The organism is Desulfonatronospira thiodismutans ASO3-1 (genome assembly GCF_000174435.1).
Taxonomy (GTDB): domain Bacteria; phylum Desulfobacterota; class Desulfovibrionia; order Desulfovibrionales; family Desulfonatronovibrionaceae; genus Desulfonatronospira; species Desulfonatronospira thiodismutans.
The window spans coordinates 309015-326849 of sequence record NZ_ACJN02000003.1; the positions used below are offsets into that span (position 1 = coordinate 309015).

Annotated in this window: 22 protein-coding genes, 2 tRNA genes and 1 pseudogene; 10 read left to right on the plus strand and 15 right to left on the minus strand. The window is 51.5% G+C overall.

What is annotated here, in order from left to right; all coding sequences use genetic code 11:
* Positions 1-6 precede the first annotated feature (6 nt).
* Positions 7-1278, minus strand: coding sequence for an ATP-binding protein (locus DTHIO_RS13305; RefSeq protein ID WP_008870786.1), 1272 nt, complete (start codon positions 1276-1278; stop codon positions 7-9).
* Positions 1279-1770: 492 nt separating this feature from the next.
* Between DTHIO_RS13305 and DTHIO_RS13315 the strand changes: the two genes are divergently transcribed.
* The 4 genes from DTHIO_RS13315 to DTHIO_RS13330 all read left to right on the plus strand — a co-directional run bounded on the left by DTHIO_RS13315 (position 1771) and on the right by DTHIO_RS13330 (position 3572).
* On the plus strand, positions 1771-2220 hold the full coding sequence (locus DTHIO_RS13315) for a nucleotidyltransferase family protein (RefSeq protein WP_008870787.1): 450 nt from the start codon (positions 1771-1773) through the stop codon (positions 2218-2220).
* Positions 2217-2675, plus strand: coding sequence for a type VII toxin-antitoxin system HepT family RNase toxin (hepT, locus tag DTHIO_RS13320; RefSeq protein ID WP_008870788.1), 459 nt, complete (start codon positions 2217-2219; stop codon positions 2673-2675). Before DTHIO_RS13315 ends, hepT begins: the two co-directional genes overlap by 4 nt.
* A gap of 152 nt (positions 2676-2827) precedes the next feature.
* On the plus strand, positions 2828-3184 hold the full coding sequence (locus DTHIO_RS13325; protein ID WP_008870789.1) for a ribbon-helix-helix domain-containing protein: 357 nt from the start codon (positions 2828-2830) through the stop codon (positions 3182-3184).
* Positions 3171-3572, plus strand: a complete 402-nt coding sequence (locus DTHIO_RS13330; protein WP_008870790.1) for a type II toxin-antitoxin system VapC family toxin — start codon at positions 3171-3173, stop codon at positions 3570-3572. Before DTHIO_RS13325 ends, DTHIO_RS13330 begins: the two co-directional genes overlap by 14 nt.
* A 291-nt stretch (positions 3573-3863) precedes the next feature.
* On the opposite strand, the gene DTHIO_RS13335 is transcribed toward DTHIO_RS13330, so the two are convergent.
* Entirely contained in the window at positions 3864-4094 is a 231-nt protein-coding gene (locus DTHIO_RS13335) for a DUF6364 family protein (protein WP_008870791.1), read from the minus strand.
* Positions 4095-4485: 391 nt separating this feature from the next.
* Between DTHIO_RS13335 and DTHIO_RS23120 the strand changes: the two are divergent.
* Positions 4486-4566: pseudogene (locus DTHIO_RS23120) on the plus strand (hypothetical protein); the annotation flags it as partial.
* Between the two features lie 34 nt (positions 4567-4600).
* On the opposite strand, the gene DTHIO_RS13340 reads toward DTHIO_RS23120, so the two are convergent.
* From DTHIO_RS13340 to DTHIO_RS13350, 3 genes are all read right to left on the minus strand, one after another.
* Positions 4601-4876 carry a type II toxin-antitoxin system RelE family toxin gene (locus DTHIO_RS13340; protein ID WP_008870792.1) on the minus strand — a complete coding sequence of 92 codons (276 nt, stop codon included), beginning with the start codon at positions 4874-4876 and terminating at the stop codon, positions 4601-4603.
* Positions 4863-5090: a type II toxin-antitoxin system RelB family antitoxin gene (gene relB / locus DTHIO_RS13345; protein WP_008870793.1), complete on the minus strand. Its 228-nt coding sequence runs from the start codon at positions 5088-5090 to the stop codon at positions 4863-4865. The genes DTHIO_RS13340 and relB overlap by 14 nt, the downstream gene beginning before the upstream one ends.
* Before the next feature lie 344 nt (positions 5091-5434).
* Complete coding sequence (locus DTHIO_RS13350) at positions 5435-5893, minus strand: hypothetical protein (protein ID WP_008870794.1); 459 nt, start codon at positions 5891-5893, stop codon at positions 5435-5437.
* Positions 5894-6440: 547 nt separating this feature from the next.
* Between DTHIO_RS13350 and DTHIO_RS13355 the strand changes: the two genes are divergently transcribed.
* Complete coding sequence (locus DTHIO_RS13355) at positions 6441-6659, plus strand: ribbon-helix-helix protein, CopG family (RefSeq protein WP_008870795.1); 219 nt, start codon at positions 6441-6443, stop codon at positions 6657-6659.
* Positions 6656-7063 (plus strand): putative toxin-antitoxin system toxin component, PIN family, encoded by a 408-nt coding sequence (locus tag DTHIO_RS13360; protein ID WP_008870796.1) that lies wholly within the window; start codon positions 6656-6658, stop codon positions 7061-7063. The genes DTHIO_RS13355 and DTHIO_RS13360 overlap by 4 nt, the downstream gene beginning before the upstream one ends.
* Positions 7064-7213: 150 nt before the next feature.
* Here the strand turns inward: DTHIO_RS13360 and DTHIO_RS13365 are convergent.
* The 3 genes from DTHIO_RS13365 to serS form a co-directional block, all read right to left on the minus strand.
* Positions 7214-7289, minus strand: a tRNA-Glu gene (locus DTHIO_RS13365).
* Between the two features lie 8 nt (positions 7290-7297).
* Positions 7298-7373 (minus strand) — tRNA-Lys (locus DTHIO_RS13370).
* A gap of 59 nt (positions 7374-7432) precedes the next feature.
* A complete protein-coding gene (gene serS, locus DTHIO_RS13375) occupies positions 7433-8710 on the minus strand; it encodes a serine--tRNA ligase (RefSeq protein WP_008870797.1) in 1278 nt (425 codons plus the stop codon).
* A gap of 224 nt (positions 8711-8934) precedes the next feature.
* Between serS and groES the strand changes: the two genes are divergently transcribed.
* Entirely contained in the window at positions 8935-9222 is a 288-nt protein-coding gene (gene groES, locus DTHIO_RS13380; RefSeq protein ID WP_008870798.1) for a co-chaperone GroES, read from the plus strand.
* Between the two features lie 33 nt (positions 9223-9255).
* A complete protein-coding gene (gene groL, locus DTHIO_RS13385) occupies positions 9256-10911 on the plus strand; it encodes a chaperonin GroEL (protein WP_008870799.1) in 1656 nt (551 codons plus the stop codon).
* 335 nt (positions 10912-11246) lie between these two features.
* Here groL and DTHIO_RS13390 read toward each other — a convergent pair whose 3' ends face one another.
* The 7 genes from DTHIO_RS13390 to DTHIO_RS13420 form a co-directional block, all read right to left on the minus strand.
* On the minus strand, positions 11247-12014 hold the full coding sequence (locus DTHIO_RS13390; protein ID WP_008870800.1) for an MBL fold metallo-hydrolase: 768 nt from the start codon (positions 12012-12014) through the stop codon (positions 11247-11249).
* 19 nt (positions 12015-12033) lie between these two features.
* Positions 12034-12519, minus strand: coding sequence for a hypothetical protein (locus tag DTHIO_RS13395; protein ID WP_008870801.1), 486 nt, complete (start codon positions 12517-12519; stop codon positions 12034-12036).
* A gap of 155 nt (positions 12520-12674) precedes the next feature.
* Positions 12675-13328 (minus strand): redox-sensing transcriptional repressor Rex, encoded by a 654-nt coding sequence (locus DTHIO_RS13400; protein ID WP_008870802.1) that lies wholly within the window; start codon positions 13326-13328, stop codon positions 12675-12677.
* A gap of 75 nt (positions 13329-13403) precedes the next feature.
* Entirely contained in the window at positions 13404-13724 is a 321-nt protein-coding gene (gene atpE / locus DTHIO_RS13405; protein WP_008870803.1) for an ATP synthase F0 subunit C, read from the minus strand.
* A 90-nt stretch (positions 13725-13814) separates the two neighbouring features.
* Positions 13815-14495, minus strand: a complete 681-nt coding sequence (atpB, locus tag DTHIO_RS13410; protein WP_008870804.1) for a F0F1 ATP synthase subunit A — start codon at positions 14493-14495, stop codon at positions 13815-13817.
* 3 nt (positions 14496-14498) lie between these two features.
* Complete coding sequence (locus tag DTHIO_RS13415) at positions 14499-14909, minus strand: ATP synthase subunit I (RefSeq protein WP_008870805.1); 411 nt, start codon at positions 14907-14909, stop codon at positions 14499-14501.
* A complete protein-coding gene (locus tag DTHIO_RS13420; RefSeq protein WP_008870806.1) occupies positions 14893-15159 on the minus strand; it encodes an AtpZ/AtpI family protein in 267 nt (88 codons plus the stop codon). Before DTHIO_RS13420 ends, DTHIO_RS13415 begins: the two co-directional genes overlap by 17 nt.
* A 255-nt stretch (positions 15160-15414) precedes the next feature.
* On the opposite strand from DTHIO_RS13420, the gene DTHIO_RS13425 reads away from it, so the two are divergent.
* Positions 15415-17832, plus strand: coding sequence for a Lon protease family protein (locus tag DTHIO_RS13425; protein WP_008870807.1), 2418 nt, complete (start codon positions 15415-15417; stop codon positions 17830-17832).
* Positions 17833-17835: the final 3 nt, after the last annotated feature.

Below are 17835 nucleotides of genomic sequence, written 5' to 3' on the forward strand. Positions count from 1 at the left end.
AATATATCAGGTATTTATTGGTAAATCCTCAAGCAACAGGTCCCAGATGGTTACAAAACGGACTTCAGTACCATGCCGCCGGATGGTGGTCTGCAGTTTCTTATTAACCACCAGGCAACAGGATGGGGAATATCTGGATATAAAACTGTCAAATGCTCTTGGCACCGAGGGCTTGTCCATATTCTGGAACTTGACTTCAATGGGTATAACTTCTCGACCTGTATCCACAATAAAGTCAATTTCGGTTTTAGCGGTCGTTCTCCAGAAATGGATACTTGCTCCGGTAAACCTGATCTTTTCCCGCAGGATCAGGTAGACAAGATTCTGAAAGACAAAGCCCAGGTCATCGGGCCTGTGGAGATTGCCGAAAATACCCAGAGCGAAATTACGCAGGCCGGGATCATGAAAGTAAACTGTCGGAGCCTTGGTGATCTCACTGCGAAGATTCCTGTAGAATGGACTGATTCTCTGCAGGATATAAGTCTCTTCAGCGTACCAGCAATAATTTTTTACAGTGGGCAGAGAAATCCCCAGGGTAGAAGACAATTCCGAGTAATTTATGATTTGTCCTGCCTGATCCGCCAGAGTCCTGATCAACCGGCTGTAGGACTCGATCTTCTCAACCTTCAGCAGGTAGGCGATATCCCGGATTATGTAGCCCTGATATATTTCGTCCATCTCCCTGTTTTTTTCCCGGGCTAAAGACTCCAGCACAACACGCGGATAACCTCCAAAATTCATATAATCCAGCAGAATATCCTCTGACCTGGCATGCTCCAGTGCAAAAAAATCCGATAATCGCTCCGAGTACTGGTAATCTGTCTTAAAATTTACAAACTCAAGAAGGTTAAGGGGGGATATTTCATAAATCCGTTTGCGGCCCAGCATCGATTCCCTGATTCCAGCCCTGAGGTCTACGCTGCCGGACCCGGAAACAATGAATTTGTAGGGCAGGCCCATGTCCTGAAGCCCCTTTAAAAAGATGCCGGCGTTATCTAAGCGTCCTATCTCGTCAATGAAAACAAATCCTGATTTTCCTGTCTCCAGTTCTATCTTTTTGAGCAGGTGCTGCTGAGAATCAAAAAAAACTCGATCCTGGTCATAATCCAGGCTTAGAAAGACAGTATTTTCCCCGGCATCCTTGAGTTCCTTCTGAATAATCTGCATGAGGGTGGTTTTGCCTGCCTGGCGGGGGCCGATTAAAAAGGCAACCTCCGGACGATGGATATCCCTGCGTAAATCCTCAAGGGCATGGCGGTGGATGACGGTTGTATTCATTGACATCATGCTTAATTAAGTTAAATTAAATTGAAAGTCCACTTTGAATTTAACTAAGTTTTTTTAAAACTGCAGTTTGAAAAAACTGAATTCCTGGCACACTTGGTTCTGCGGGTCGCGGAAGAACTCCCCCCGGACGCTCTGTGCCCACTGAGAAGAGATATTGCCCACGGAACACCCGGAAGGACACGGAAAAGTCTGAAGCGTTGCAAAGCAACGCAAATTCCGGGCATTCCGTGTATTCTGTGTGTTCCGTGGGCAGTCTCTTTGCCCCGCAGGGGCCTCTTTATTGTTCCCAGGCTCTGTCAATCCAAGGCGGGTGAACATTATAAAAGAAACAAAAAAACTGACTTTTTGCAGGTTCAGCTTGCCAGGCTTGCCCGCCAGGATTACAATGTATTGAACAAACAAGGTCAAAATCAGAACTCTGGCTCAGTCTCCAACTGGCAGCAAGCCGGACATGGCAACGAGAAATAATGCGGAAAACAACTCATGTCTTCATCTATAGAAAATAATACAGGTTCTCGGGAAGAACATCTGGCCGTTATCTGCCGGCAATTTTCCATATCCATTATGTACGCTTTCGGCAGCAGGGCAAAGGAGACCCTTTCCTGGCTGAGGCAGGAAATCCAGGAAATGTGTGCTTCCCAGTCAGACCTGGATATCGGGGTGCTGCCCATACCCGGCTTTTATCCATCTCCAAGAGAGAAGGTTGAGCTTTGCATCAGGCTGGAAGATTTTTTTCAGGTCAGCCGGGTTGACCTGGTTATTCTGCCGGAAGCACCCCCTTTTCTGGCGTCAAGAGTCATCCAGGGAGAAAGACTCTATGCGGCGGATGAATATCAGGCTGATGAATACGATCTTTATGTCCTTAGAAGAGCCGGAGATCTGATGCCCTTTCACCGGGAGAGGCTGCGCCTGCTTTTTGGAGAAGACGCATGACCAGGGACGGGATTTCCAGACGTGTTGTTGCTGACAGGGTGCAATGGGTCGAAACCATGCTGGAGAAGATCAGGGAGCTTCCCATTGAGAACCGGGATGAGTTTTTTGCGGATTCCCGGAACGCCCTGGCCTGTGAGTCATGTCTGCGCCGTGCCCTGGAAGCCCTGCTTGATCTGGGCAGACATATTCTGGCCAAGAAATTCCGTCGTGCAGTTGAAGAGTACAAAGAAATCGGACCAGCCCTGGCCAAAGAACAAGTCATAACTGAGAGCCAGGCTCAACTTTTCCGGATCATGGCTGGATACAGAAATCGCATGGTGCATTTTTACCATGACGTTTCCGATGAAGAAATCCGGACAATATGCACTGACCATCTTGGAGATATCGTGCTTGTGCTTGAATCCCTGAAAAGATGGCTCAGAGACCAGCTGCATGGCAGTGATTCAGCTGTTTGATTATTTTATCGTCCCCACTTAGCCTGAGTTTCCTGAATTCCCCAATTCCCCAATTCATCATTCCGCATTCATCATTTTTCAGACAGGATTGTGCCACCAAATGGAAATAAAGAACGCCTCGCGCGGAAGGCGAAAACGTCGCAGAGGAGGACTTGATCCGGCAGATCTATGACAGCAGGTTCAAGGAACTTGAAAACGTTCTGCTTGACGAAAAGTTATGCATGAAATATTATGGCTACATAATGAAAGGTGATCATATGCAACGCACAACAATTATGCTTCCCCGGGAATTGAAGATTCGGGCGTACAGCAAGTCCAGGAAAATGGGAGTCTCCTTAGGACAGCTCATCCGGGAAGCCCTGCAAAAGGAAATTGACAGCACTGAAGCCGGCAATGGCTTGCAGGACTGCTTTTACGCGGACAAGGCTGTTTATCAGGGCGATTCCCCTCCCGATTTTAGCGCTGAACACGATGAATATCTTTATGGCGAGTCTCATGATATTCGTTGATACTGGTCCATTACTGGCGCGTTATCTCCTCAAAGACCAGTTTCATCAGCATGCGTTGAATATATGGGCCGAACTGGAAAAAAGCCATGAAAGACTTGCCACAAGCAGTCTTGTGCTGAACGAAACCGCTACTCTGCTGGGAAGAAGAACCGGCAATATCTTTGCCGCCGAGCGGCTGAATAACATCTATGCATCACATGCTTTCCAGATATGGCGGCCCGACAGAGAGGATGAGCTGCGTGCTCTGAAGCTGTTCGCAAAATTTTCTGATCAAGTCGTGTCCTTCACAGACTGCGTCTCCTTTGCGCTCATGACATCTAAGCATGTCCCGCAAGTGTTTACGTTTGATCGTCATTTTGATTTGGCGGGCTTCAAGCGGTTGCCCTGATAAGAGGGCTGGCTCTTTTGCCACCAGATAGTCCGGCCGTTTTACGGTTTGAGGTCGGCAACAGTGCCTGTCCCTGATGGCCCTTTCACTATTGTCCCCAGCGCTCCGCGTCCACAGAGAAGAGATATTACCCACCCCAGAACCATCACAAGGCTGAGCTACCCCTGTGAAATCGGCAGAGCCGGCACTTCGTGCATTTCATGGGGCAAGCGGGGCAGGCGGAACACCTCAGTGTATTAAAAGAAAATACACGGGGCAAGTCCGGAAAGACACGGAAGTTCTTAAATGTGTTCAGACCCGGGCATGAGCATCTTCGCGGTCGAAAACATATCCTTCCGGACTTGTTCCGCCGCACTCTCTGGCCAGCCGCTCAAACTCCCGGGCACTGGACTCCTTGTCTCCCATTGCAGCTGTATGTTCCAGATATTCCCGGATCAGCTGATTGAGGCTTGTTCCCCGCTGGGCAGCGTACTCCCTTGCCTTCTGGATAAGCTCTTTGTCCGCGGATAAAGTAATATTCATTGTCACCTCCCTCACACTGACGTTCCTTATGTGTTATAAGTGTGAGAATAATTAATCCTTTAGCTCCATGTCAAGGATCAAACATTTTGGATTCAGGCATTCTGGGATTCGTTACCCCAGGCCCTCAAATTTTTCACGCAGGCTTGCCGAAAAGACACCCATGTTCAAGCTGGGAACAAAGACGGATTCTTATCCATAGATTTTGGCCTCAAGGAATGGAACGAGTTTGACCCGCAAAAGATTGTCTGCAAGTTCAGGCAGTTCGTATATGAAACCGGAGCAGCTGAAAGCCGGGAGTCAAGGGACAGCCTCCGGCCCATAGGGGCCTACGCCCCGGGAGAACTCGCAACATAAGGGACAGTCTCTACTTGGCGGCTGTGAGTTTGAGCTCATGGGTTACCGTAAATCCCGGGTAAAACATCGCGTATATTTTTATGATTCGTCGCAGCAGTTGAGGCATTTGCCCGCATCATGGAATGATGTGGTGGGGGAAGATCATTATATTGCTACAGCTCAAGGTCGTAGTTTTTATACACATTTTTTCTATGTCCTATCCGAACCACAATCAGCTCGTGATCTCGCAGTTCACAAACAATCCGGTAGTCTCCAACTCGGTAACGCCATAGCTTGGTCAACTGTCCTTTAAGTGGCTCACCGAGCTGACGTGGATTCTCAAGCCTGGCAATCCGTTGCTCCAAATATTCCCGGACTCGCTTACGGATTTGAGGGTCAATTTTTTGGACATCTTTCCTAGCGGATTTAAGATACTTAATCGTCCACATCTAATCCGCTCCAGAACTCATCGCCATTTATCAGTTCATCATTGCCTTGCCGCAGTTGCTCCAGCCTTTGTTCAGCCAAGTAAACATCTTCAAGGTCATCAAGGTGTTCCATGATAAGTTGTTTGATATAAAACGCTTTGGAGCGCCCCGTTTGTTTGGCCAGATAATCCAGTCTTTGCTCATATTCGTTTGGCAATCGGACAGAAGTAGGCATTTTTTTACCCTCCTGTTATGAATACATGTAGTCAATGTATTCATTTTCTGGCAAATGTCAATGGTGATGAATTTCTTCGCTCCTCCGGCTCTTTATTGCAAGAAAACGGAAGAACTGGGACATTTGTGAGCGCCAACCTGAGTATAGCCAGGTCATCGATGACAGGCTGAAAATCAGCTTTGATGGACCGTTTTTTTTAGCAAGAGTTCTAAGATTCCGGGCCAGGTCTCTGAGACCAGCAAGTACTATCCGAAAAAAATACAGAATACCAGTGACTATGATGACGGTTTTGTCCTTGGCCGGTACATACCCCATAGAGGCATGCCCGGTTGGACAGTGTTCAATCAGGTAAGTTTCAGGATGGCAACGATCAACCCGCCCACGGTTACAGTAGTCCCGAAGGACCAGATCAGCAGGCGGTCCATGCGTTTGGTAAGGGCCATAAAGCGCTGGTCAAACTGTTCAAAGCGCTTATCCACTTGTTCAAAACGCTTATCCACCTGTTCAAAGCGCGAATTCATGTCCTGGCGCATCTCTTCAAAACGCTTATCGACCTGCTCAAAGCGCTTATCGACCTGCTCAAAGCGCTTATCCACCTGCTCAAAGCGTTTATCCATCTGTTCGATGATATACTGGATCAGCTCCCTCTGATTTCTCAGCTCTTCCTCCACCCGGACCATACGCTCCCGCAACTCGATTTCATAAACCATGGGCGGTTTGCCCAGGCTCTGTTCCGCAAGCCACTGGGACATATGCTCCTTTAGAAAGCTGATCTGTTCTTGAGTAAATGGCTCGGTGGACATGGGCATCTCCTTTTCCCCTATTTTATAAGCCAGACTCAAGCAGCATGCAAGCCCTTTCTTTCCCTACGTCCAATGCAGTGAAACAGGGAGCCGAAAACAGTTCCCTATCCTTTATTCCAGTGCTCCTCGGCCTTTGGTGATAGTGCAGTCGGCTGCAGTACAACACCCTCCTCCTGCAGCCGCCCATCACATGCCCAGCAGGGCCAGAAAGATGAGCAGCGGCCAGCCCAGGGCAGGCAGGAGCCCAAGAGCCCTGGGACGCCTTGCTGTCAGGTGCAGAAAATCCTGACGCAGAAACAGAATCAGGCTTATCAGTATATGATTAATATCAAGGGTCGTTGCAGGGACAAGCTCAGGCTGTCAGCGTTTCAGATACTGATGCAGGTATTTTATCGATTCAGGAGATATCGGTGCAAAAAACTTTCTTCGGCCCGACCCTGGCAAAGAGGTCAGTCTATGTATTTTTCAAGAGGAGACTTGACAGAATTCCGTCCCTGGTGTAATAAAATTTAATACAATTGAGGCAGAAGAAAGGGGGGTAGAAGGCATGAGAAGCACTCTCACCATCAGCATTCCAGAAGATGTCCGCCAGGAACTCGACAGGACATCGCAGGAAGACGGCGTTTCTCGGAGCGCGATTGTCCAGCAATCTCTGCGTGATTACCTGTTCCTGAGGCGATTCAGGGATCTGCGGGGCAGAATGGTCCAGAAAGCGGCTGAACGAGGGGTCTTCACTGACGAAGACGTATTCGAGAAAGTCTCTTGAAGCTTGTCCTCGACACCAATGTCCTCATTGCCGCTTTCATAGCTCGCGGCACCTGCCATGAACTGCTGGAGCACTGCGCTCTCAGACACACCATATTCATATCAGACTTCATCCTTAACGAGTTTGAGACCAATCTGGTATCCAAGTTCGGGTTCACAGCCGAAGAGGCTGCAGCCGCTGCCGCGCTTGTCCACACCAGGGCGGTTATGCATTCACCGGAGCCGCTGTCTGAGCGAGTCTGCCGTGACCGCGATGACGACAACGTATTGGCGCTGGCCTTGGCAGCTTCGGCAGATTGTATCGTAACTGGTGACAAGGACCTGCTTCTTCTTGCGCAATACCGAGGATTGCCTGTCGTTGCTCCTGGAGAGTTCTGGCAGTTCGAAAACAGCTACAGGCGGTAAAAGTATGAAGAAACAGGGAAAGGTTTTCTCGACATTAATGACTGACTGTATCAGCAAGCTATCAAAAAACCAGGCCAGGTTGAAACCGTTTCCAAAACCGTTTCCAGTAAGACTGTTCTTGGGAACAGAAACGTAAGCTCTTGATTTTATTGGCGTCCCCAAGGGGGTTTGAACCCCTGTTTTCGGCGTGAGAGGCCGACGTCCTAGGCCGCTAGACGATGGGGACGCTCTGGGTGGTGGGCCGTGCAGGGATCGAACCTGCGACTCTCTGCTTAAAAGGCAGATACTCTACCAGCTGAGTTAACGGCCCCCCTTTGGAAACAAATAAAGATACTCATCCCGGTTGAACTTGTCAACAAAAAATCCGGCTTATGGCTTTCTGATGATGTCCATGCCTCCTGTGTAAGGCCTCAGGACCTCAGGGATCACAATACTTCCGTCCTTTTGCTGACAGTTTTCCATGATGGCCACCAGGGCGCGTCCGACAGCCAGTCCGGAGCCATTGAGGGTATGCACCAGGCGGCTTTTCTTTTCCTGGGCCGGCTTGAACCTTATATCACCCCGCCTGGCCTGAAAATCCGTAAAATTGGAGCACGAGGAAATCTCACGATATTTACCCTGCCCCGGTAGCCAGACCTCTATATCATAGGTCTTGGCTGCGCCGAATCCGAGATCTCCGGTGCAGAGATTTACCACCCGGTAGTGAAGGCCCAGGCGCTTGAGTATTTCTTCAGCATGTCCCAGCAAAAGCTCCAGCTGCTTAAAAGAATCGTCAGGATGGGCAAAGCGCACTAACTCCACCTTGTTGAACTGGTGCTGCCGGATGATACCCCTGGTATCTTTGCCGTGAGATCCGGCCTCGGAGCGAAAACACCCGGTAAAAGCCGTATAGGCCAGAGGCAGTTGATCCTCCTGCAGGACTTCCCCCCTGTGTATGTTGGTCAGGGGAACCTCGGCCGTGGGTATAAGGTAATATTCCCAGTTCTCCAGCTTGAACAGGTCGTCTGCAAACTTGGGCAGCTGTCCGGTGGCGGTCATGCTGTCGCGGTTGACGATCATGGGAGGCATGGTCTCCATATAGCCATGCTCCCCGGTCTGAACATCCAGCATGAAATTTATAAGAGCCCGCTCCAGACGCGCTCCCCATCCCACGTACATGACAAACCTTGACCCGGTCATTTTGGCTGCATGCTCAAAATCCAGCCCCCCCAGCTCGACACCCAGGTCCCAGTGCTCCCGGGGCTGAAAATCCATGACCGGTTTTTCCCCCCAGGTTCTGACCACCTGGTTGTCATCCTCGTCGCTGCCCACCGGCACATCCCCGGCCGGAATATTGGGCACACTCAGAAGCCACTCATGAACCTGCCTGTCCAGGCCCTTGAGTTCCCCATCCAGCTCTTTGATTTTATCGGAAAGCTCGGACAAACCTTCCATGGCCTGGGCCGCATCGCGACCCTCCCTCTTGGCCAGGGCCACTTCCTGGGATGCCTGGTTGCGCCTGGTCTTGAGATCCTGAACTCTCTGGGTCAACTCCCTTCTTTGCTGCTCCAGCTTTAAAAAATCATCCAGATCCTGGGCTGCGCCCCTGTCTTTGATGCTTTTGGCCACCAGGTCCGGGTTCTTGCGAACAAACTTTATATCCAGCATCCCTTCTCCTTTTTGTCATGAAATATAGCCTGCAAACAAAACTGCCTGCCCCAAAAAGCCTGCGATGTCAAACCACAACAGCCTGGAAACACAGGCAGAGGCATGGTCATGAAAAAAAATTTATAAAATGTTAGCACTCGCTCTTGACGAGTGCTAACAACTTCATTATATATCTAAGCGTTTTCAACGAAACCATACAAAAAATTTAAATGGAGGTAACAGTTATGAACTTGAAGCCGTTGCATGATCGCGTACTGGTCAAACGCCTTGAAGAAGAGGAAGTGACCAAGGGAGGAATCATCATCCCGGACACAGCCAAGGAAAAGCCCATAAAGGGCGAAGTGGTGGCTGCAGGCCCCGGCAAGACCGGTGATGACGGCAAAAACATCCCCATGACCGTCAAGACCGGGGACAAAGTCCTTTTCAATAAGTATGCCGGCACAGAAGTCAAGATCGATGATGTAGAACATCTGGTCATGCGCGAAGACGACATCCTGGCAATTATCGAGTAACAAAAAATCCAAATTTCTTAAGGAGGAATCCATATGTCTGCCAAGCAGGTACTGTTCGACGTTAAAGCAAGAGAAAAACTCCAGAAGGGCATGGACCAGCTGGCCAGGGCGGTCAAGGTCACCCTGGGACCCAAGGGCCGCAACGTGGTCATTGAAAAATCCTTCGGCGCCCCCACCATCACCAAGGACGGTGTAACCGTGGCCAAGGAGATAGAACTGGAAGACAAGTTCGAAAACATGGGCGCCCAGATGGTCAAGGAAGTCGCCTCCAAGACCAGCGATGTGGCTGGGGACGGCACCACCACAGCCACTGTACTGGCCCAGGCCATATTCAACGAGGGCATCAAGCTCGTAGCTGCCGGACGCAACCCCATGGCTATCAAACGCGGCGTTGAAAAGGCTGTGGAATCCGTTGTAAAAGAGCTGGAAAACATCACCAAACCCACCAGGGACCAGAAGGAAATCGCCCAGGTAGGCACTATTTCCGCCAACTCTGACCCCACCATCGGCAACATTATCGCCGAAGCCATGAACAAGGTGGGCAAGGAAGGCGTCATCACCGTAGAAGAGGCCAAGGGCCTGGAAACCACCTTAGACGTGGTGGAAGGCATGCAGTTCGACCGCGGCTACCTTTCCCCCTACTTTGTCACAGATGCTGAAAAAATGGTATCCGAGATGGACGACCCCATGATCCTCATCTGCGAGAAAAAGATCTCCGCCATGAAGGATCTCTTGCCCGTACTGGAGCAGGTGGCCAAAATGAGCAAGCCCCTGGTAATAATTGCTGAAGACATCGAAGGCGAAGCCCTGGCCACTCTGGTGGTAAACAAGCTGCGCGGCACCCTGCAGGTAACCGCAGTCAAGGCCCCCGGCTTCGGCGAGCGCCGCAAGGCCATGCTCCAGGATATCGCCATCCTCACCGGTGGCCAGGTAATCTCCGAGGACGTGGGATTCAAACTGGAAAACGCCACAGTCAATGAACTGGGCAGTGCCAAGCGTGTTGTCATTGACAAGGAAAACACAACAATAGTGGATGGTGCCGGAAAGGCCGAAGACATCAAGGCCAGGGTAAAACAGCTCCGGGCCGAGATTGATGAAACCACTTCCGACTATGACCGTGAAAAGCTGCAGGAGCGCCTGGCCAAGATCGTGGGCGGCGTGGCAGTCATCAATGTAGGCGCAGCCACTGAAACCGAAATGAAAGAAAAGAAAGCCAGGGTCGAAGACGCCCTCAACGCCACCCGGGCAGCTGTTGAAGAAGGCATCGTCCCCGGCGGAGGCGTGGCCTACATCCGTGCCCTGCCCTCCCTGGACAGTGTCAAGGCCGATGACGACGACGAGACTTCCGGCGTGGACATCGTACGCAAGGCCATGGTTGAGCCCTTGCGCCAGATCTGCATCAATGCCGGTTTTGAAGGTGCGCTCATCATTGAAAAGGTCAAGGACAGCAAGGACGGCAACGGCTTCAACGCCGCCACAGGCCAGTACGAAGACCTCATTGCAGCAGGCGTCATCGACCCCAAGAAGGTCACCCGCATCGCCCTGCAGAATGCTTCCTCTGTAGCCTCTCTACTCATGACCACAGAGGCGGCCATTGCTGATAAGCCCGAAGACAAGAAAGAAGGCGGAGGAGCCCCTGCCGGCATGGGCGGCATGGGCGGAATGGGAGGCATGGGCGGAATGTACTAAAAAGCCCCTGCTCTTCGTCTTGAATATACCAAAAAGGACCGGGTTATCCGCCCGGTCCGTAACCATTCACCAGGGTCCGAGGACTTCGCAAACAGGACGTAAAAACTCACTCCTACTGAAGCGTAGATCAAAACCTTTACACGAGTTTTTAATCCAGAATATCTTACATAGCCTGCTCTAAATCAACTTCGGTGTTTTACGGTTTTGATTAACGCTTCCTACGTCGTTCAGACAGTTTACGCCCAGTTTGCAAAGCCCCCGGACCCTGGATATCAGCGGTGCGCATAGATTGACCAAATTTATCAGATTGTGAATAGTTACCCAGGCCCCTTTTTTTACAGCTCGACCCTGTCTCCCGGCTCAGGCATAAATCCTGTCACTTGAGCCTGATCAAAATACTTCTGCAGACTATCTTTATGCGTTGCACGCTCATCACGCTGCATATGCACCAGGGCTGTCTGCCTGACCCCTGCCAGGCCGGCCATGGATAACACCCGGGACACGCTGCTGTGACCGGGCATGTCCCCCTCCAGGGCGAAGGCCTCGCATATGGCCAGATCGCATCCGTCAAGCACAGGCCAGAAGCTTTTTTCCAGCCGGCCGTCTCCTGTATAAAACAAGCTCCTGTTCTCTGCATGAAGCTTTATTCCCAGGCTTGGAACCGGGTGCTCCATGGGCACGGCCCGGGCCTGCATGCCCGCCAGCTGAAAAGTATCCCGTGAAGAAGCCTCTGTAAATTCGATCTCAAAACCCAGGCGATCCCACTTGCCTGGATAGGCAAGCTCCATGGCCTGTTTTACTGCCGAGGATGCGCCGCACACCCCGCTTATCTGCAAAGGTTTTATCCTGGCGTGCTCGCTGAAACGCAGCAGGAGCTGGGGCAGACCCAGAAAGTGATCCCCGTGCAGATGCGATATCCATATAGCGTCCAGATCCAGAGGATCATCGCTGCAACCCCAGAAGGCGGATGCGGCGGTAAAGCCGCAGTCCAGAAGGGCTGACCGGCTGTTCTTATCTTCCTTTACCTGGACCAGGATGCTGGTGTTGGGCAGGTTTTCGTCGAAAGCCTCACCCACTCCGCAAAATACTGCCTGCATGCTCATGTGTATAATCCTGACCTTTTTATCCTGGTTGTTCCTGGTAAAGCCAGGATGCAGGCGGTGTTTTGCCCTTGAAAAACTTTTCCACCTCAGGGCGGTCATCTGCGTTTACGTAGAGATTGCCAAGGGGCAGAGGCCGGATCCGGCCGGCGTATATTTTCAGGGCCCGGTCGAAGAAATCAGCCTGAACAAAACAGGCTTTTATTCCGGCAAAGCGCCCCAGGCCCTCCCAGGTGGTGCGAAGGTCCAGACTGTGCTCTCTGTGGGGCGGACAGGTAAGCATATTTCCGGTTTTGATCAATGCCTCAAGAACTCTTGAAGGTAATACCGCCGCCCACATGCCAAGATTTTTCAGGAGCATGGATTCCAGGGCCAGAAAGTAGTGCTCGTCTATTCTGCAGGCCATGGAGACCCCTGGTACATTTAAGATTTCCCGGTCCTGCCTGAACTTCTCTCCCACCACCCTCTGCAGGTCTGCTGCCATTTCGGTGTAATCCGTCAAGGTCATAGGTCAAGTCCCCCTGCGCAGTGTCAAGATAAATATCAGTGCCTCAGTCAGCAATATAGGCTGAAAAAGGGTGGCAGTGCAAGTTTTTTGGCTGGAAAGCTGTGAAGCGTGGACGGGGTTTAAGTGTCCGGAAGTTAAAAAAAGGACAAGGCTGACTATAAAAGGCCTTTACTTTGATTCTGGGTAATATTGAAGGCCACGGAAAACATATGGTGTATAAAATCTACATATTCCACTGAAATGTTTTCCGGGGTGGTTATTCTCGAGGGTGCGAAATTGACGATACCTTTGATGCCGCCTTCCATGAGATAGTTTGCGGCACGCTGGGCTCTTTCAGGCGGCGTGGTGATGACCCCTATCTCAACGTTCATATCCCTGGTGCTTTTGGGCAGCTTGCTGGTACAGTTGACCTCCAGGCCGGCTATCTCCTCGCCGATTTTAAAGGGATCACAGTCAAAAGCGGCCACGATTACAAAGCCTCTTTTGCGCAGAAGGTTATGCCGCAGAAGCGCCCTTCCCAGGTTGCCCACGCCCACCAGGACAACGTTCCAGGTCCGGTCCAGGCCGAGACTCTGCCTGATGGCCTCGCGAAGCTCATGAACATAATATCCGACACCACGGACGCCGAATTCACCGAAATAAGCCAGGTCCTTGCGTATCTGGGACGGGTTGACCCCGCAGAGCTGGGCCAGCTTTTCCGAAGAAATCACCTTGATGCCCTGCTGTTCCATGACCTCCAGTTCCTGTACATAAACTGCCAGCCTGGAAATGGTGGCCCGGGGGATACGTTCGAACTTTAACTGCTGCATAGTGAATTTTTTAACAATGACAGGCCGATAAAAGGGGGAGGGTCATCCCCCTCCCCCTGATGAATGCAATCGGCTTTAGATAAAAGGATTGGCAAAAAGCAGAATCAGGTTGATAACCAGTGCATAAATTGCCAGGGACTCGATCATGGCCAGGCCGATGAGCAGGGTAACAGTAATCTTTCCGCCTGCTTCGGGGTTGCGGGCTGTACCTTCACAAGCACCCTTAAGACCGATACCCTGTCCAATGCCGGTGCCGATGGCGGCAATGCCCATGCCCAGACCGGTGGCCAGAGCGATATTGCCGATGACTTCGGGAGCGACTTCACCTGCAAAGGCGACACTGGCAAGGCCTACAAAGAAAACGGTGTGAAAGATGATCAACAAAGACTTGCGCATTACAAAACCTCCTAACGATTTATTTGTTCGGTCAAAAGACCATTTCCCCCGACTTTAAAAAATGCTCCAGGCTCACCATCAGACTTTCTTTTAATGAGCCTCTTCAAAGGCCTCCTTGAGGTACATCATGGTCAGCATGAAGAACACAAAGGCCTGCATAGTCTTCAACAGCAAAAAGAGTATGAAGATGGGCAAAGACCCCAGGATGGGAGCCAGGATAAACATTACGGCGATGGTGATTTCCTCTGCCCTGATGTTTCCGAATAGCCGCAGGGCCAGAGAAAGCGGCCGGGCCAGGTGGCTGACTATTTCAATGGGGAGCATTACCGGGGCGAACCACCAGTAGGGTCCCATGAACTTTTTAATGTAAGCGGCCCCGTGAATCCTGATGCCCCAGTAGTTGTAGTAGACAAAAACAAAAAGGGCCATGCACGCGGTAGTGTTGATGTTGGCCGTGGCCGCGTCAATGCTTGGTACAAGACCGGATACGTTGAGCACCCAGATATAGATGAGCAGAGTAAAAAGTACCGGAAAAACCCTCCTGCCCTGCTCGCCCATGTTGGCCACTACGAAATCCTCAACAGCCTTGATGAGAAATTCGAAAAAGTTCTGCACTCCCTTAGGCACAAGGGTCATCCTGCGGGTGGCCATCCAGCCCACCAGGACCAGAATTACGATGAAAAACCAGGAGTAGAGGACGTGTTGCGGGATGTTCAGCCCCAGGGCATGGAAAAATTCTCTCAAAAACATCCATTGGTATAAGTCTTCCATTTATTAAGCCTCCTTGAATTTTTGACCCACCAGGGTAATGCCGAAAATTAAGACGTTTAGCAGTATAACGCTTAGACCCAAGAGCAAAGCAAAAATGTTGGCGTTCCAGTATACTATGGCCACATATAAAACAAGTCCGGTCAGAATGAGCCGGACATAGAAACTGAAAAGAAGCGGGGTGGCGGCCCCTTTGGCAATATGTACAAGCTCCTGGGCCAGCCGGGCCATAAAGTAGAAATTGAGACTTCCCAGAAGCGCCCCGATCCCGAAACCCACAATCCACGGAACAGGAAAAAAAATGATGAAAACAAAAAGGCCCAGAATGGAGAGATAAAACTGATTGCGCACCAGAAAACGCACCTTGGGCAGAACAAAGCCCCTTTTATACAGAAAGTTTTCAACCAGAGTGTTCATCTTCGCCCTTTTCCTTTTTGTCCTCGGACTCCTGTATCTTTTTCACCTCCATATACATGTTCTTGAATCCGGCTGCAATCCCAAAAATGAGGAAGGCAAGCAGAAGCCACGGCTCTGTGCCCAGCCACTTGTCCAGGAAATAACCTATCAGCAACCCGACAAAAGTACAGGTGACCAGGTGAATGCCCAAAAGAGAGGCCTTCCAGTATTCGCCCCCCCAGCGGGATTTGTCATTGGACCTGAAAATCATATCTCCTGCACCCGGAAGAAAAAAGATGGGTGAACGTGCTTTCGTTCACAATGGAAGCCTTCTATCACACAGCTATATTAAACGTCAATGCAATATTTGAAACCGGGTTTTTAATCTGGCGATTTTTTTGCTGCGGACCTGTGCGCTTGCCCCCCGGAAAAAGCCGTCTTGCAAAATCAACCTTCCATGAATATAGTTGAAATCTTTAGCATCCGGCTTTACCTGCCGGACACAATTTTCTTTTCAGAGGAATAAATGACCAGAAAATTTCAGGTGCCCGCATCCAGGCTGAGCATCAAACTTTCCCCGTCCAGGATCGGATTCAGTCATACCGGAAGGGCCGCTGCCCGCCGAGATAAAAAACATGTTTTTCAGCAAAGGGCCTTTGATGCCCTGGAGCTGACCCTGGCCATCAAGCGCTCAGGCTACAACGCCTATCTTTCCGGAGAAAAAGGCCTGGGCCGCAACCGTTTTATACTGGACTTTCTCCGTCCCAGGGCAGGGAAAATGCCTGCTCCAGGGGACCTGGTATACGTCAACAATCTCCAGGATCCCGATCAGCCCCTGGCCATCACCCTGCCTCCCGGAAGCGCCAGGGATCTTCGCCGGGAAATGCAGGCGGCAATAAAAAAGATCCGGGAATCCATTCCTGCCGGATTTGAACAGGATTTCTACATCCGAAAGCACGGCGACCTCATCAAGGAATATAATGAAACCCGGGAAAATCTGCTTTCCCGCATGGAACACAAGGCCCACAAAAGCGGCTTCAGCCTGAGTGTCGACGAAAACGGCTCTTTGACCCTTTATCCCTTAGTGGAAGGCAGGGCCATGGACCCGGAAGAGTTTGAGAAGCTGGAATCAGAGGTGAGAAAGGACCTCATGCAGCAGAGCAACCGCATCATGGAAGCTCTGCTCGGGCTTTCCAGGCAGATAAGCAGAAAAGAACAGGACCTCAAGGATAACGAGCGCAGGCTGGACCGTGAAGTGGCTGGAGGCAGAATAGACACCTGCCTGAAAAAAATCCGCCAGAAATTCCCGGACAACCAGAAACTCATGGATTACTTAGAAAGTCTGAAGCAGGACCTGCTGGACAATATCGATCAGTTTAAACCCAGGGACCAGTCCTCGGAAAGCTCCCAGGAGGTGCAGGTGGGAGGCCCGGATGCCTGCCTGTCCCGTTACGGCGTCAACATATTCGTGGAACACTGCCGCAACGGGGGCGCCCCGGTTCTGGTGGAGGACAATCCCAACTATTTCAACCTGCTGGGCTGTATAGAGCGTGAGACCGAGATGGGCGCCTACTATACCGACTTCACCCTGATCAAGCCCGGCAGCCTGCACAAGGCCAACGGCGGATTCCTGATAATCCGGGCCGAGGACATTCTCGCCCAGCCCCAGGCCTGGGAAGGCCTTTTGCGCTGCCTGCGCTCCGGCAGGGCTGAAATAGAGGACCCGGCTGATCAGTACGAAATGGTACGCACCCGGACCATCCGGCCGGAACCCATTGACCTGGACATCAAGATAATTCTTCTGGGATCGGATGAACTGTATGAAATTCTGTTAGAAGCAGATGAAAGGTTCGGCAAGCTTTTCAAGGTCAAGGCCCATCTCAGGGAAAGCATTCCCCGCACTGAAGAATCCATCCGAAACCAGAGCATGGACCTGGCGGAAATAGCCGTGAGCAACTCTCTTATGCCCTTTGACCGGGAGGCGGTGGCCGCCCTGGTGGATCAGTCCTCGCGCATTGCAGGGGATCAGCAGAAGCTGTCCCTCAAGTATTCGCATCTTGCCGACCTCATGGTGGAGGCGGACGCTTATGCCCGTATGCATGGCGCTGACAGGGTGAACGCAGACTCGGTATGCCAGGCCCTCAAGTCGCGCAAGTATCGCCTGAGCCTCTACGAAGACGAATTCATGTCCGAATACGAGCGCGAAGCCATAAAAGTGCAGACCCAGGGCAGCGCAGTGGGCAGGGCCAACGGCTTGTCCATAAGCATGTACGGAGATTATATCCTGGCCCTGCCTCATCAGATATCCTGCACCACAGGGGTAGGGCACGGCGGCATAATGGACCTGGAACGCGAGGCCGAACTGGGCGGTCCCATTCACACCAAGGGTATGATGATCATCAAGGGCTACCTGCAGAACCTTTTCGCCCAGGAAAAGCCCCTGGTACTTTCCGGGAGCCTGTGCTTCGAGCAGAACTACGCCCAGATAGACGGAGACTCGGCCTCCGGGGCGGAACTGGCCGCCCTGCTCTCAGCCCTGTCCAACATACCCATCAACCTGTCATACGCTTTTACCGGGGCCATCAGCCAGTCCGGGGCCGTCATGGCGGTGGGCGAGGTCACCCGCAAGATCGAGGGGTATTTCGAGCTTTGCAGGCGAAAGGGCCTTACCGGCGGGCAGGGGGTGATCATCCCCAGGGACAACCTGACCCATCTGATGCTCAGCAGGGAAGTCATTCAGGCGGTAAAGGACAATATGTTCCAGGTATACGCAGTCACCTGCATAGAAGAAGCCATGGAAATCCTCACCGGGACCAGGGCCGGGAAAAAACTGGCCGACGGAAAATACTCCCCCGGTTCCATATACCGCCTGGCTGACGAACGCCTGCAGCACCTGGCCCACCTGGCCGACAAGCAGGTGCCGGGGAAGAGGAAGAAGAAATAAACC

Bases quoted from the DNA above. Each gene is read 5' to 3' on its own strand.
- DTHIO_RS13305 (WP_008870786.1), bottom strand. From the start codon at position 1,278: ATGAATACAACCGTCATCCACCGCCATGCCCTTGAGGATTTACGCAGG.
- DTHIO_RS13315 (WP_008870787.1), top strand. From the start codon at position 1,771: ATGTCTTCATCTATAGAAAATAATACAGGTTCTCGGGAAGAACATCTG.
- hepT (WP_008870788.1), top strand. From the start codon at position 2,217: ATGACCAGGGACGGGATTTCCAGACGTGTTGTTGCTGACAGGGTGCAA.
- DTHIO_RS13330 (WP_008870790.1), top strand. From the start codon at position 3,171: ATGATATTCGTTGATACTGGTCCATTACTGGCGCGTTATCTCCTCAAA.
- DTHIO_RS13335 (WP_008870791.1), bottom strand. From the start codon at position 4,094: ATGAATATTACTTTATCCGCGGACAAAGAGCTTATCCAGAAGGCAAGG.
- DTHIO_RS13340 (WP_008870792.1), bottom strand. From the start codon at position 4,876: ATGTGGACGATTAAGTATCTTAAATCCGCTAGGAAAGATGTCCAAAAA.
- relB (WP_008870793.1), bottom strand. From the start codon at position 5,090: ATGCCTACTTCTGTCCGATTGCCAAACGAATATGAGCAAAGACTGGAT.
- DTHIO_RS13350 (WP_008870794.1), bottom strand. From the start codon at position 5,893: ATGTCCACCGAGCCATTTACTCAAGAACAGATCAGCTTTCTAAAGGAG.
- DTHIO_RS13355 (WP_008870795.1), top strand. From the start codon at position 6,441: ATGAGAAGCACTCTCACCATCAGCATTCCAGAAGATGTCCGCCAGGAA.
- serS (WP_008870797.1), bottom strand. From the start codon at position 8,710: ATGCTGGATATAAAGTTTGTTCGCAAGAACCCGGACCTGGTGGCCAAA.
- groES (WP_008870798.1), top strand. From the start codon at position 8,935: ATGAACTTGAAGCCGTTGCATGATCGCGTACTGGTCAAACGCCTTGAA.
- groL (WP_008870799.1), top strand. From the start codon at position 9,256: ATGTCTGCCAAGCAGGTACTGTTCGACGTTAAAGCAAGAGAAAAACTC.
- DTHIO_RS13390 (WP_008870800.1), bottom strand. From the start codon at position 12,014: ATGAGCATGCAGGCAGTATTTTGCGGAGTGGGTGAGGCTTTCGACGAA.
- DTHIO_RS13395 (WP_008870801.1), bottom strand. From the start codon at position 12,519: ATGACCTTGACGGATTACACCGAAATGGCAGCAGACCTGCAGAGGGTG.
- DTHIO_RS13400 (WP_008870802.1), bottom strand. From the start codon at position 13,328: ATGCAGCAGTTAAAGTTCGAACGTATCCCCCGGGCCACCATTTCCAGG.
- atpE (WP_008870803.1), bottom strand. From the start codon at position 13,724: ATGCGCAAGTCTTTGTTGATCATCTTTCACACCGTTTTCTTTGTAGGC.
- atpB (WP_008870804.1), bottom strand. From the start codon at position 14,495: ATGGAAGACTTATACCAATGGATGTTTTTGAGAGAATTTTTCCATGCC.
- DTHIO_RS13415 (WP_008870805.1), bottom strand. From the start codon at position 14,909: ATGAACACTCTGGTTGAAAACTTTCTGTATAAAAGGGGCTTTGTTCTG.
- DTHIO_RS13420 (WP_008870806.1), bottom strand. From the start codon at position 15,159: ATGATTTTCAGGTCCAATGACAAATCCCGCTGGGGGGGCGAATACTGG.
- DTHIO_RS13425 (WP_008870807.1), top strand. From the start codon at position 15,415: ATGACCAGAAAATTTCAGGTGCCCGCATCCAGGCTGAGCATCAAACTT.